This window comes from Armatimonadota bacterium, assembly GCA_031460175.1.
Taxonomy (GTDB): domain Bacteria; phylum Sysuimicrobiota; class Sysuimicrobiia; order Sysuimicrobiales; family Sysuimicrobiaceae; genus Sysuimicrobium; species Sysuimicrobium tengchongense.
Window position 1 is genome coordinate 1 of record JAVKGW010000004.1, and the last position, 13,386, is coordinate 13,386.

Sequence of the window (13,386 nt, forward strand, 5' to 3'; positions counted from 1 at the left end):
CCGTGGTCGAACGCGCGCTTCAGCGGCGCACCCTGGCGGCGGTGGCGGGCAAGGGATTGGGCAGGGACCGCAGGACGCAACGGGCCGTCTCCGCGGTGTGGCGGGTGCTAGACGGTACGGCCTCGCCCCCCGCGACTCGCTGAAGCTGGGTTGCTTCCAGTCTGCTCAAGTAGGTCTCTCCCCAGAAGGATCCCGCGGGCCGGGAGGAGAAATCAGAATCAGAGGGATCGGGACGGAGGTCTAGATGTCGGAGCTTGTCCGCGCTGCGGTACTCACCGGTCCGGGGGTACTCGAAATCCACAGGTTCCCCCGCCCGAAAATCGGGCCGGATGAGGGGCTCTTACGGATCGAGCGCTGCGGCATCTGCGGGAGTGACATCGAGATGATCCGGGGTGAGCACCCGCGGCCGCCCTGCATCCCGGGCCATGAGATCCTCGGCGTCATCGAGGAGGTGGGCGAGCGCGCGGCCCAGCGCTGGGGGGTGCAGGTCGGTGATCGGGTGGCGGTGGAGATCATCGTCCCGTGCCGCTTCTGTGAGCTGTGCCTGACCGGGCGCTACATGTTCTGTAGAAATCGGCCGGGCGGATACGGAGGGAACACGCCGATCACCCGCGACCCGCCCCTGTGGGGCGGGTACGCCGAGTATCTGTACTTACACCCGAACGCGATCCTCCACAAGGTGGACAAGACCTTGCCGGCGGACGTGGCGGTCATGTTCAACCCCCTGGGCGCCGGGGTTCGCTGGGTCCTCCACCTGGGCGGTGTCACGGCCGGAGACACGGTGCTGATCCTGGGGCCGGGGCAACGGGGGTTGATGGCGGTGATCGCCGCGAAGATGGGCGGTGCCGGCACGGTGATCGTGACAGGCCTGGCACGGGATGCCCACAAACTCGAACTGGCGAAGGAACTGGGCGCCGATTACGTGATCAATGTCGAGGAAGAGGACACAGTTCAGCGTGTGCGCGAAATCACGGACGGTGTGGGAGCCGACGTGGTCCTCGATGTGACGCCCATGGCGCATCAACCGGTGCTCGATGCCATCGAGTGCGTGCGCCACGGGGGGCGCGTGGTGCTCGCAGGCCTGAAGGGACGGAGGCCCATCCCGCTCGTCACGGACGCGATCATCGGCAAAGGTGCGACGGTGGTGGGTGCCTACAGTGTGGACGCACGCGCCTACATCGAGGCCATCAAGATCATTGAGTCGCGTCGGTTCCCTCTGGAGAAGCTCCACACGCACACCTTCGGCCTGGAAGAGGCCAGGTACGCGATCGACGTCCTTGCGGGCGACGTTCCAGGGGAGCAGGCGGTGCATGTGAGCATCGATCCGAGCAGATAGAAAATCGGAGTTCGGCGGACCCGCGGGTCTGCTCCTCCACCTTTCCTTCGAGGTACGCCACCCGCTCCTCGAGCGTCCCCTGCGCCATTCCAGCCCCCTGCACCTCTCGTCGACGGCTTACCTAATTGTTTGAATGCGAGCACACACGCGTCCGAAGGGAGAGGTGGGCTCCATCCCCACCTCGCGCCGCGCTCACCCGTCCGCCACCCTGGAGAGGACCACGACGCAGGGCTTCCCGTCCCGCTCCACCCGGGTTCCTCTTTCCACGCCTGCAGCAAGTGCACCAGGGCGTGCGCCGTCAGGTGCGCGCCGGGTCTCTCCGCGTGGAAGCGCAGGACAGGCACGATCTCTGGCCACCATGGGACGAGGCCGATCGCCAACAGCAGCGGAAAGGCCCCGTGAAAGGACAGCTGCTCCCGAGCGGGGATGCGCCGGTTCCAGAGCCAGATGCCCACCGTCGGCCAGAAAATGACCGGCAGCCACTTCACGAGCACGCCGACCGCAAGCAGGAAGCCCGCGCATGTGCACCTGCCGCGCAAAGAGGTATAGAAGGCTGCCAGGGTGGGCAGGACCATCAGCGTGTCGATGGTCCACGCACCGGTCACAAGGACGATCAGCGGGTTCAGGGAAAACGCTCGGGCCGCGTCTTCCCCCGCCACCCGCCACAGCAGCGCCGCGATCGCGACGTCCGAGATCCACAAGGGCACCTTGAACGCCACCAGCTTCGCCAGGGGCCAGTAAAGCAACGCCGGAAGCGGCGGGTACGCGCAGGACTCGTAGGCTGCCAGCCGCACGTCCGCCTCGATCCCCGAGAGGGCTCCGGCGACACCGGAAAGCGACCGGAACGTCCCGTAGGGCGACGCTCCCCTTGCCAGGTCCGCGAACATGTTGTAGAAGGTCTGCAGGTCCCAGGGGTAGTGGACACCGAGGAGCAACGCCCGCAGCGCCAGACCGGCCCAAAACCACGACGGAACTGCGTACAGCAGACCCCATCGGTCCTTCCGTATTCCCGGATCTCATCGGTGCGGCAGATATCGCTCCAGCCGCCGCACCATCCGTGCATCCGCGCTGTTTGGAGCCCGTTCGACAACGCAGGAGAAGGCATCTCTGGCCTCCCCGGTCCGCTCTGCCAGCATCAGGATCAGGCCTAGCCAGCAGGACGCCTGCAGGTCACAGGGCCGGCCAACCAGCATCTCACGGTACAGGGGGACAACCCGATGAATCTCACCGCGAGTCCGGATTACGCGTCCGGGATCTCCGGAGCGCCGCGCAAGCACCTCTGATTCTCCCAGGTAGGCCCGTAGCTCGCTGCTCATCCGCCGAGCCAACGCCGAGACGGGGTCGAATCCGCGGGCTCGCGTTCCCCACTCGAACATCGCGGTGGCTTGGTCGGGATTGTCCAGCACCAGCGCTACGAGACCCAATGCTGGGTAGGTCAACGCGTGGGCCCGACCAGAGATGGCCAGAGGTTCGCGCCGTGATTCCGGAGCATCGGTCCACCCGCTCGCCGGGCCTCCTCCCGATCAGCGCCTGGCCTTCACCGCGGCCCAGTACTCCCGGGCCACGCGGCTGATGGGCACGGGCGCCACCGTGGCCCGCACGGGCATGGGCTCGTGCCGTTCGATCCACGGTCCGCTCCGGGCCCCTCCTCCGTCCTCCCCCCAGATCACCACCACCTCGGTCCCCGGCTCCGCGTACGCGGCGTCCACCATCCCCAAGGAGAGCACCGCCCGCTCGTTCGCCACGTACCCCGTCCACTGGGAGATCCCGACGAGGTTCCCCCGTCCGTCCTCCACCCGGTCGTACTTCCACCGCGCGTACATGCTCACGGGGAGGTCCAGGTGCTTTGCCGGCGTTCCGTCCGCCAATAGACTCCGCCGCATGAGTTCCAGCACGTCCTCCGCCCTCCACACCAGGGTCACCTTCTGGCGGTGCGGCTTCTGTGCCAACCGCTCCAGCGCCTCCCGTCCGACGAAGTCGTGGTCGAACTTCACGATGCGCCCGTAACCCAGGTCGTAGGGCGTGAGGTAGTAGTCCTCGATGTTGGGGGAGTAGAAGCTCCCCCCGATGGCCCCCGTGGCCTCCGGGGCGGTGGTCGGCAGCCACTCCCGATACGGCCGGAGCGCCTCCCCCGTGTAGACGGCAGGCATGGGCCCCGCGATCCACCCGGATTCCAGGGCGTTGGTGAAGTATGCGAGGGAACCGATGCGCCGCAGCCCGAACTCCCTCCCCGCTTCCAGAATGGCCTGCAGCACCCGCTCCCGGTCCTCCCACGGACCACTCAGCTCAAACCCCGGGGAGCCCGTCATGCTGTGCCGCAGGACCCAGACCTGACACCCCGCGATGGGCAGCGTGGTGAAGTGGAAGAACTTGATCTCCGGCAGCGGTCCGCCCACCAGCTTCTCCATGAGCGGCGTGGCCTTCGGCCCCTCCAGCTCGAACCGGTACAGGGTCCGCCGTCCCGTGGGGTTGTCCGAGAACAGCGGGTCCCGCTCGACGGTCACCCGGTACCCTTCCGCCTGCGCGTGGTATTGGACCCAGTTCATGGTGGTGTCCACCCCCACCAGCACGAAGGTCTCCGGCGCCAGGTAGTACAGCACGGCATCTCCGATGAAGTATCCGTCCGGAGAACACGCGATGAACTGCTTGGCCCGCCCCGGCACATACCCCTGAAAACTGTTGACCGCCAGTCGCTCCAGGAAGCGGAAGGCGTCCGGTCCCCGAACCCAGAGGTTCGTCATGTGAAAGGACTGGTCCGACAGCCCCACGGACTCCCACCACGACCGCTGCTCGTCCCGCCAGTTCGTGAACTCCGGGGAGACGTAGGGGGAGGGCATGGCGTAGGAGATGAACCGGTAAAGGGCTCCCTTGGGGTTGCGGAAGAGGTAATCCACGAGGTTCGGCACCGAGTCCACCAGCTCCTGCAGGTTCCGTGGTTTCCGAGATCCCGTCATGGTCCGCCTCCCCGTGGCTTGAGATGTCCGATCCGGAATTGTACGGGTCCGACCCTCGTCCGGGAAGAGCGCGGTGGCGGGAAACGCACCGATCTACCGCCAACCCCGCCGATCCCGGAGGGCGGTTTGGATCCCCGCGGCCCGGGCGAGCTCCCGGTGGATGCGGCCGGTGCGTTCCACCTGCCCTTTGGCGGGGAAGCGTTCGTAGAAGCCGTCCGTCCGGAACATCCGCCGCAGCTCCGCCCACGGTTGCAGCCGCTCCTCCCACCGGTCCACCCGGCCTTCCTCCGGCTCCGCGTCCTCCGCGGCCAGGTCCGCGCAGGCCCGGATCATGGCCTTGAGGGTCACGGGCCGGGTCACCATGTAATTGGGGTTGCCCCAGGCTTCCCCCCATACCCGCTCCGCGGCCTTGAGGAAGTCCCGCAGGACACCGTAGTAATCCTGCGGCTGGAGGCCGCGCTCCTGGATCTGCGGCCAGGTGAGTCGCACCCACCGGTGCAGCTCGTTGAAGAGCTCCGCCTGCAGGATCCACTTCTCCTGCCGGCTGCGGCCGCCCGGCCGGTTGATCCGGTAGCGGAGGGGGCTACTGGGCTCCTCGTACAGCATCCGGACGACCCGGGCCGCGAACTTCTTCTCCGGAGTGGCCTGCCACCACGTCACCCGCTCGTAGAGCTCCACCAGGTGGCTCTTGTTGATGCGGGTGGGGGTGGCGTTGATGATGACGAACATCTCCGCGGCGAAGTCCTCGCTGCGACCGTCGAAGATGACGCAGGGCACGTAGATGGTCCTGGCCTCCTCCGGCCGCTCCCGCCGGTAGAACTCCAGGGCCGCGAGCCGGTGCTGGCCGTCGATGATGAGGTACTTTCCGAGCGGTTCCTGCAGGTCCCCGACGGTCTCGTACCGGTCCAGGGGCTCGAAGTGCAGGTGCTCGGGGGTGAAGAGGAGGATGGTACCGGGAATCGGGGGCTGCTCGCCCGCGGTCTCGTAGAAGTTCTTGATGTCCCGGACCTTGCGACGCGACAGCGCCCGCTGGAAGGCGCGGTCGCTGCGCTCGATGCGGGCGATGAACTGGGCGATCTCGTCCCCCTCCGGGACGGGCTCCGGCGCGATCTGCTCCCCCTCCCCGTAGTACCGGCTCATGAACCGGACCCGGCTCAGCAGATCCTCCGCGGGGTACGCCACGAAGTAGAAGACCCCGTCCTTCTGGCGGATCTGGGTCGCCAGCATGTCGCTCCCCCTCCTTCAGTTCCATTACACCGTCCGCAGCCCCCGCTCCTAGTCCGTGACCACCCGGACCCGGGAGCCCTCGGGTCGCTTCTCCACCACCACCCGGGTCGGCAGACGCGCGGAGAGCTCCTGGAGGTGGGTGACGATGCCCACCATCCGGCCGCCCGTCTGGAGGGCCTCGATGGCGCAGGCCACGTGATCCAGGGTCTCGGGGTCCAGGGTCCCGAAGCCCTCGTCGATGAAGAGGCTGTGGAGGGCCACGGCCCCGCTCGACCGTTGCACCTGCTCGCTGAGCTCCAGGGCGAGGCTCAGGGAGGCCAGGAAGGTCTCCCCGCCGCTCAGGGTGTCCGCACTGCGGCGCTCCCCCGCGTTGTCGTGGTCCACCACCGCGAACGACCCGTCCTCGCCGTATTCGAGGGTGTAGCGGTGGCTGAACCGCAGGAGACGCACGGAGGCTCCGGCCACCAGCTCCCGGAAGGTTTCCTCCAGCACGAACTCCTGGAAGTGCTCGCTGCGCAGGTCGTCCGCCAGTTGCCGGATGAGGGTGTACTCGGCCTCCAGCTGGGCCCGCTCCTTCCGCAGCCGTTCCGCCCGCTCCACCCGCTCCCGCAGCTGCACGAGGTTCTGCTCCGCGGCGGCCACCCGCTCCACCGCTTCCCGGTAGGCGGCCTCCAGGGACTCCCGCTCCTTGCGGGCCCGCTGCAGGGCTTCCTCCGTCACCGCCTCCTCCCCCAGCTCCCGCTCCAGCCGTCGGAGCTGCTGCCGGACGCTCCGGCGCTCCGCCTCGTAGGTCTCCACGAGCTGCCGGAGCCGCTCCCCCTCCGCCTCCGCGAGCGCCGCCTCCCGCACCGCCTCCAGATCCCGAAAGCCCGCCTTACGGGCCGCGGCCTCCGCCTGAGCCTTCTGCTCCTCCGCCTCCTGCTGGGCACGCCGCGCGGTCTGCTCCGCCTCCTGGAGCCGGACGGCCAGCTGGTCGGCCTCCGCCTCGGCCCGGGTGGCGGCCTCGCGGGCCTGTGCGAGGGCCGCGAGGAGCCCCTCCGCTTCCCGCTCCAGGGCATCCCGCTCCGCCAAGGGATCCTCCGCGTCCGTCACCTCCCGGACGCGGCGCTCGTACCCCCGCACCACTTCCTCCTCCGCGGCGAGCCGGAGCCGGACCTCCTCGCGTTCCCCCTGCAGCCGGATCAGCCGATCTTCCAGATGGCGGGCGCGCTCCTGCGCGGCCAGCAGTTCCCTCCGTCTCGCCTCCAGGTGCTCTTTCGCCCGTGCGTGCTGCCGCCGCTTGTCCCGCACGCGCCGCAGGGCCTCGCGGATCCGCTCCTCGATGGTCTTGCCCGGCTCGCCGGCCACGTGCGGGCCTACCCGCTCCTCCAGTTCTTCCGCCCACGCATGGACCTGCTCGCGGAGCTCCAGGCAGCGTTCCCGGGCCTGCTGGGCCCCACGGGCCTTCTCCTCTGCCGCGGCCCTCGCCGCCGCGTGCACGGCCGCGGCCCGCTCCAGATCCTGCCTCGCCTGTTCCAGATCCTGCCGGGCCCGGCGGGCCTCGTCTTCCAACCGCTCCAGCTCCGGAAGGGGGGGCTGCGGAGGCAACCGGACCACGGGTTGGGCGCAAACCGGACACGGTTCCCCCGGTCGGAGCCGGGCCCGCAGGGCGTGCGCGGCGTGGTGCATGCGGACCTCCTGCACCTGCCGATCCCATGCCTCCGCCCGCTCTGCGGCCCGGCGGAGGGCATCCTGGGCCTGCGCGGTGGCCCGCTCCGCCTCCACCTGCTTCTCGTGGGCCCTCCGGGCCTCGGTCTCCAGGGCTTCCGCCTCGCGGGCCATCCGCTCGAGCTCCGCCCGGGCCTGCCTCAACTCCGCGGCCCGCTCCGAGACCTCCTCCAGCAACCGGTCCACGGACTCCTCGTACCCGAGGATCCGCAAGCTCTCCTCCGCCGCCTCCACCTCGGCCCGGATCCCCCGAACCGTTGCCTCCAGCCGCTCCAACTCCGACCGGGTCCGGGTCACCTCCGCCTCGAGCCCCTCCAGGTGGCTCCGGTGCGCCTCGAGCCGGCTTCTGGCCGCGGCACAGGCCTCCACGATTCCCCGGAGCTCGTCCAGGGCGCGGATCCGTGCCCGCAGGGCCGGGATGCGCCGGGCCTCTTCCTCCGCCCGGGCCAGGTCCCTCCGGGCCTGTTCCCACACCCGGCGCGCCTGCTCCAGTTCCTCCCGCACCGCCTCCGCCCGCCTCGTGGCGAGGAGGGCCTGCTCCAGGGCCCACTCCGCGCCCGCAAGCTGCGGCAGAACCTCCTTGGCCCGCTCCGCCCGCCTCAGGCGCTCCGCGGCTCGGCGGACCTCCTTCTCCTGCGCGTCCAGGGCCCGCTCCCGCTCCCGGAGGGTCTCGAGCTCCGCGGTCTTCCGGCGGAGCTCTACCAGGACCTCCAGCCGCCGCTCCAGCTCGCGGAGTTGGAGGCCGAGGTCGTCCCGCGCTCTCCGGAGTCTCCCCACCTCCTCCTCCGCGGCCCGCAGGGCCTGCGGGGTGGCGTCCGCGTACTCCTCACACAGGCGCAGTAGCCCCCGCCAACTGCCCTCCAGGGCCTGGCGCTCCTCCTGGGCCAGCTGCCGCATCCGCTCGTAGACCTGCAACCGCAGGAGGTTGCGGAGGATCTCCCGGCGCTCCCCGGGAGGGCTCTTGAGGAAGGTGGCGAACTCCCCCTGGGGCAGCACCACGGCCTGGGTGAAGGCCTCATATGGGAGGCCCAGGAGGTCCTGGACGGCCCGATCCACCTCCCGGACCCCGCTCGCCAGCACCCGGGCGCCGCCGTCCAGGATCTCTTCCAGGATCGCCTGAGCGGGGCCGCCCCGCCGTCCCACCCGCCCCACCCGGAAGCGGCGGTCCAGCACCCGGAACTCCAGGACCACGGACATCCGGTCCCGGCCCAGGGAGATGAGCTCCGCATACCGGCGGCTCACCCGCGGGATGCGGCCGTAGAGGGCGAAGATCATGGCATCCAGCAGGCTCGTCTTGCCCGCGCCGGTGGGCCCCGTGATGGCGAAGAGGTCCAGGGAGGCGAAGTCGAGGGTCTGTCCCTCCTTGAAGCAGGTGAAGCCCTCCAGCAGCAGTTTCAGCGGCCGCATGCGGCTTCCTCCGCCCGTTCCCGGAACCGCTCGAAGGCGGCCACCAGTGCCTCCGAGGGCTCCGCGCCGTACCGGGCGCGGTGGAACAACCGGTAGAGCTCCAGGGGGCTCAGGTGCCGGCGCTCCGGGGTCGAGGGCGCGGGCTTTGCCTCCGGGAGCTCCACCCGCACCGCCACCGCCTCCGGCAGGACCCGCCGCACCTTGGTCCCGATGTCGGGGTCCGGCGCGGCGAGCGGCACGGTGACCCGGATCCACCCCCTTCCCCGGAGATCCGAAGCCCGGCGCTCCAATTCCTCCAGGGTGCACCGCACGTCCAGGAGCGGTTTCCCGCCCCGGTACGGGATTCTCTCCGTTCGCACGGGCCGGCCGGGAACCGCCTCCGGGATGAAGACGAAGGACTTCTCCTCGCCCGCCTCGTTGAAGTCCAGCTGCAGCACCGAGCCCGCGTACTCCGCGGGGGCGGGGGAAGCAGGGACCCGCTGGGGGCGGTGCACGTGGCCCAGGGCCACGTAGTGGGCCTGAGGGGGGAGGGCCTGAGGGGTCGCGGCCCAGGCCTCGCCCACGTGGACCTCCCGTTCGGACCCCGAGAGCACCGCGCCTTCCACGAAGGTATGAGCCACGAGGAGGTTCACCGCGTCCGCCCGGAATCGCCTCCCCAGGTGATCCACCATCCGCTGGAGGTGGTGGGCATACCGCTGGTGGGCCTCGGTGTCCGTCCCCGCGAGGTCCAGGGCCCGCACGAAGGCGCCGACCGGGGCAAAGGGGATGGCGGCCACCACCGCCCGCTCCCCGGACCGGGTTCCGAGCTCCAGCACCCCCCCTTCCTCGGCCCGAAGAGGCCTGCCCACGGCCCGGACGTTGACGAGCTCCGCCAGGGTTCCCCACGCCTGCAGCCGCACGGGACTGTCGTGGTTCCCCGCCACCACCACGGTCTGCACCCCGGCGGTCCCGATGCGTTTGAAGAACTCGAACACCACCCGCTCCGCCTCCGCGGGCGGGAGGGGGGAATCGAAGACGTCCCCGGACATGAGGAGCACATCCACCCGCTCCCGCTCGAGGAAGTCCGCGAGGTCCTCCAGGGCGGTGGCGAGCTCCGGGAGCCGGTTCACCTGCCGCCAGAGCCGGCCCGCGTGCCAGTCGCTGGTGTGGACGATGCGCATGGCTAGAGGCGGGCGAAGGGATCCTCGTCCTCCGGCAGGGCGGCCTCGCTCCGCCGGGTGGCCCAGGCAGGGAAGGGGAAGCGCAGGAGCAAGGGGGTAGGGATGTCGGGCTGGGAGACGATCATGGTGCCGGGCTGCAAGAGCTGCGCCCGCAGCCGGGCGGTGCGCGTGAGCCATCCGTACTCTCCCCGCTCCGCCTCCGCGGGATCCAGCCGGCCCACCACCTTGAGGGCAGCATTCGCGAGGATCCGACGCTCCACCTCGCTCGCGGTCTGCTGACACCCGAACAGGGAAACCCCCAGGGATCGCCCCCGCTCCGCGATGTCCAGAAGCACGTCCCGGATGGGGCTGCTGCCCTCCCGGGGCGCGTACTTGTTGAGCTCGTCCAGGACCACGAACACGAGCGGCCGGGAAGTCCCCCGCCGCTCCTTTTCCTCCATCATGCGCTTGAGGAGCACCCCCACCACGAACATCTGGGCCTGGCCGGAGAGGGTGTGCAGGTCCACCACGGTGACCTGCTGTGCCTGCCAGTCAATGCGCCATCCCACCGCGTCCAGGTCCCCCCGCACGAGGTGACCCATGCGATCCGCGGCGGCGTGGAGGCGCCGGCGGAAGGCGTCCAGGGTGCCGGGAGCCGCCTGAACCCAGCCCTCCACCAAAGCATTCAGGTGGTCCACGAACTCCCAGAAGGTGGTGATGCGGCGGCCATCCACGGTGAGGCCGGGGTCTTCGGGATCGCCCTGCTCCGCCATGCGGCGGAGTTGGTTCTCCACCCGGGCCACCACGAAGGAGATCTGGGCCCGGGCATCCTCCGCCTCCGCAAAGCAGAACCGCAGCAGCCCTTCCCGACAGAACTCCCGGAGGGTCCAGAGGTACGGCCGGACACCGGTGCTCCGGCTTCCCACGTCCGGGACGGGAACCCGGGAGTGCCGTTTGGCGGGGGCGTAGAAGGCCACGCTGCGGAAGGGGCCCGCGGGCAGGCCCAGACGCGCGTATTCCGCCCGGGTTCCCTCATCCAGCCGGGCGTTGGGCTGATCCAGCCACAGGAGGTCTTCCCCCTTCACGTTGAAGACGAGGGCCTTCGCGTTGGTGGCGTCCGTGCCGAGGGCGCCGGAGTGGAAGAGGGCGTAGAGGAGGAAGGTGGCGTAGCTGGTCTTCGTGGCGACCCCCGAGACCCCGCTGATGGAGACGTGGGCTCCCCGGGTCCCGTCCAAGAACTCCAGGTTGGCGTAGACGGGTTCCCCGGTCCGGGTGAGGCCGATGGGGATCCTGCGGGCGAAAGTGTCGAAGTACAGGGCCCGCTGGAACTCCTCCCCCCGCACCACCCAGGCCCGGTCCCCGGGAGAGGGCGGGACGAACACCTCTGGGTCGATGCGGGTGACCTGCACGTGGGCCGCGTACGAGACGTCCGCGGGCAGGGTCCCGTCCGTGACCCGGAAGGCGTCGTTGTCGTAATAGGTGCCCTCGTAGCGCTTGCGGACCTGATCCACCACCCCGTAGAACCGCACCCGTTGCCCGTCGGGAAGCGCGGTCTCCGCCACCACGAGATCGTCCAGCTGCACCACTCCGCCTTCCTGCACGCCGAGCCAGAACTCCAAGGGGGTGGCGTCCAGGGTTCCCAGGACGACCCCGCCGCCCGGGGTTCCCACCTCAGGGGATTGGACGGACGGCCGAATCCTCGTCTCCACGGGAACGCACCTCCCGAACGATGAGGGCTTGGATGTGCCGCCGGAGCAGGAGGCGATCCCCGAGCCGCCGGCGAAGCTGCGCCTCGAGGGCGCCGACGGGGGCCAGGTTCTGGGGGGCCCGCGGATCCGTGCCCCGGGACCGCACGAACCGCGGGAGGGCCCAGGCGGTGGCGTCCGCCAGGCGCCTTGCGGTCTCCAGCCCCACCGTCTCCGAGACCTCGAGCCGCACGATGCCGGAGAACGGGGGATCGCCCGCGGCCGGGGGGGTCAGCCGCAGGAACCACGAGTAGCGGGCAAACCGGCGGGCGCTGTGGAGACCGAAGAGGGGCGTGCGGGCGCCCGTGGGGAGATCGCGCAGGATCTGGAGGCTCTTCGGGGCGGTGAGGTAGAAGCGGGAGATGTGCTTGATGAAGCCCACCGCAGCCCCCCGCACGGGATCCGCGAAGGTGAGAGGGCCGTCCACCACCACCAGGGTGCGGTCCGCGTCCGCGAGCTCACGGGCGAGCCGCTCCTCCGCAAGCCGCATCTCCTCCTGCAGTTTCTGAAGGGGCGCTTCCGAATCCCGCTTCCCGATGCTCACCGGCCGGTAGACGGCCCCCGGCATCACGGGAACCGGTTCGTCCAAGGACTTCCCGCCCCCCACCACGAGGATCCGATCCACCAGCGAAGGGCCGAACTGGGCAACCCCGTCCCGCACGGAAACGCTCCCCGCGGCGAAGCTCCCGAAAGCCCCGTACGCCACCGGCTCCCCTTCCACCACCACCCGGGCATCGAGGCGCCGGACCCCATCCACGAAATAGATGCGGTCCGGAAGGAAGGGGTCCGTGGGGGATATGGGACGCCATGCCTCCTCCGGCAGCTCCACGTCCGGGAGCACGTCGGGTTTCTGCCCCTCCGGCTCCTCCTCCGCGGAGAGCTCCGGGCCGTAGTCCGCGTCCCACGGATCCAGGCGAATCCTCAGTCCCCCGAACATCCGGCCCCCGTACACGGAATTATGCCGAACCCGTGTTCGAATCGCAAGATTTTTTTGCGGCCGCGGGTTCCACCTCACCGGTGTTCGGGCCGAGAGAGGAGGTCTCCTGCCGGTGGGCGGGTTAAAGGCGGCCGAGCAGGAGGCCCAGGGCCCCCACCGCGACCAACGTGACGGCGGCCAAGGCGTCGTGGGAGGTGTAGCGCAGTTGCCGCATGCGGGTGCGCCCTTCCCCGCCCCGGTAGCCCCGGGCTTCCATGGCGAGGGCGAGCTCCTCCGCCCGGCGGAAGGCGCCCACGAAAAGCGGAACCAGCACGGGCAGCAGGGCCCGGGCCCGCCGGAGGGGCCCTCCGGACTCGAAGTCCGCGCCCCGGCTCATCTGGGCCTTGATGATCTTCTCCGTCTCCTCCACGAGGGTGGGGATGAACCGGAGGGCGATGGTCATCATCATGGCGAGCTCGTGCGCGGGAACTCCGATCCGCCGGAAGGGGTTCAGCAGGTGCTCCAGGGCGTCCGCGATGGCCACGGGGGAGGTGGTGTAGGTGAGTAGGGAAGTGCCCACGATGAGGAGGACCAGGCGTGCGGTAACGAACAGTCCCTGGAGAAGTCCCTCGCGGGTGGCCACGAGGGGGCCCATCCGGACCAGCACCGTCCCTCCCTCCGGGGTTCCGAAGAAGAGCTGCAGCAGGAGGGCGAGGAGGAGCAGGAAGAGAACCGGGCGCAGGCTCCGGAGCGCGAACCCGATGGGGATGTGGGCGAGGGCGAAGGTGATCCCGAGAAACGCGGCGAACACCGCGAATCCCCCAAACCCCCGCACGAGGAACAGGATCACCATGAAGGCGGCGGTGGCCAGGATCTTGGTGCGGGGATCGAGCCGGTGCACGGGGGAGTCCCGGGGGATGTACTGACCGATGGAGAGGGAACGCAGGAGCTCCAC

The 13,386-nt window shown here is 69.9% G+C and carries 8 protein-coding genes; 1 reads left to right on the forward strand and 7 read right to left on the reverse strand.

From position 1 onward, the window contains the following. Window positions 1-244 precede the first annotated feature (244 nt). A complete protein-coding gene (locus QN206_06485; GenBank protein ID MDR7614457.1) occupies window positions 245-1,336 on the forward strand; it encodes an alcohol dehydrogenase catalytic domain-containing protein in 1,092 nt (363 codons plus the stop codon). A 1,523-nt stretch (window positions 1,337-2,859) separates the two neighbouring features. Here QN206_06485 and QN206_06490 read toward each other — a convergent pair. The 7 genes from QN206_06490 to QN206_06520 form a co-directional block, all read right to left on the reverse strand. Beyond that, the gene (locus QN206_06490) at window positions 2,860-4,290 is read right to left on the reverse strand and encodes an aminomethyl transferase family protein (GenBank protein ID MDR7614458.1); all 1,431 of its coding nucleotides are present in this window, start codon (window positions 4,288-4,290) and stop codon (window positions 2,860-2,862) included. Window positions 4,291-4,383: 93 nt separating this feature from the next. Further along, window positions 4,384-5,517, reverse strand: coding sequence for a DGQHR domain-containing protein (locus tag QN206_06495; protein MDR7614459.1), 1,134 nt, complete (start codon window positions 5,515-5,517; stop codon window positions 4,384-4,386). A 48-nt stretch (window positions 5,518-5,565) separates the two neighbouring features. Further along, complete coding sequence (locus tag QN206_06500; GenBank protein ID MDR7614460.1) at window positions 5,566-8,631, reverse strand: SMC family ATPase; 3,066 nt, start codon at window positions 8,629-8,631, stop codon at window positions 5,566-5,568. Continuing rightward, a complete protein-coding gene (locus tag QN206_06505; GenBank protein ID MDR7614461.1) occupies window positions 8,619-9,791 on the reverse strand; it encodes an exonuclease SbcCD subunit D in 1,173 nt (390 codons plus the stop codon). Before QN206_06505 ends, QN206_06500 begins: the two co-directional genes overlap by 13 nt. 2 nt (window positions 9,792-9,793) lie before the next feature. Then, window positions 9,794-11,479, reverse strand: coding sequence for an ATP-binding protein (locus QN206_06510; protein MDR7614462.1), 1,686 nt, complete (start codon window positions 11,477-11,479; stop codon window positions 9,794-9,796). Continuing rightward, complete coding sequence (locus QN206_06515) at window positions 11,442-12,452, reverse strand: hypothetical protein (GenBank protein MDR7614463.1); 1,011 nt, start codon at window positions 12,450-12,452, stop codon at window positions 11,442-11,444. Before QN206_06515 ends, QN206_06510 begins: the two co-directional genes overlap by 38 nt. A gap of 121 nt (window positions 12,453-12,573) precedes the next feature. Continuing rightward, entirely contained in the window at window positions 12,574-13,386 is an 813-nt protein-coding gene (locus QN206_06520) for an energy-coupling factor transporter transmembrane component T (GenBank protein ID MDR7614464.1), read from the reverse strand.

Excerpts from the sequence above, each read along its gene's own strand:
- QN206_06485 (MDR7614457.1), top strand. The coding sequence starts at position 245 with ATGTCGGAGCTTGTCCGCGCTGCGGTACTCACCGGTCCGGGGGTACTC.
- QN206_06490 (MDR7614458.1), bottom strand. The coding sequence starts at position 4,290 with ATGACGGGATCTCGGAAACCACGGAACCTGCAGGAGCTGGTGGACTCG.
- QN206_06495 (MDR7614459.1), bottom strand. The coding sequence starts at position 5,517 with ATGCTGGCGACCCAGATCCGCCAGAAGGACGGGGTCTTCTACTTCGTG.
- QN206_06500 (MDR7614460.1), bottom strand. The coding sequence starts at position 8,631 with ATGCGGCCGCTGAAACTGCTGCTGGAGGGCTTCACCTGCTTCAAGGAG.
- QN206_06505 (MDR7614461.1), bottom strand. The coding sequence starts at position 9,791 with ATGCGCATCGTCCACACCAGCGACTGGCACGCGGGCCGGCTCTGGCGG.
- QN206_06515 (MDR7614463.1), bottom strand. The coding sequence starts at position 12,452 with ATGTTCGGGGGACTGAGGATTCGCCTGGATCCGTGGGACGCGGACTAC.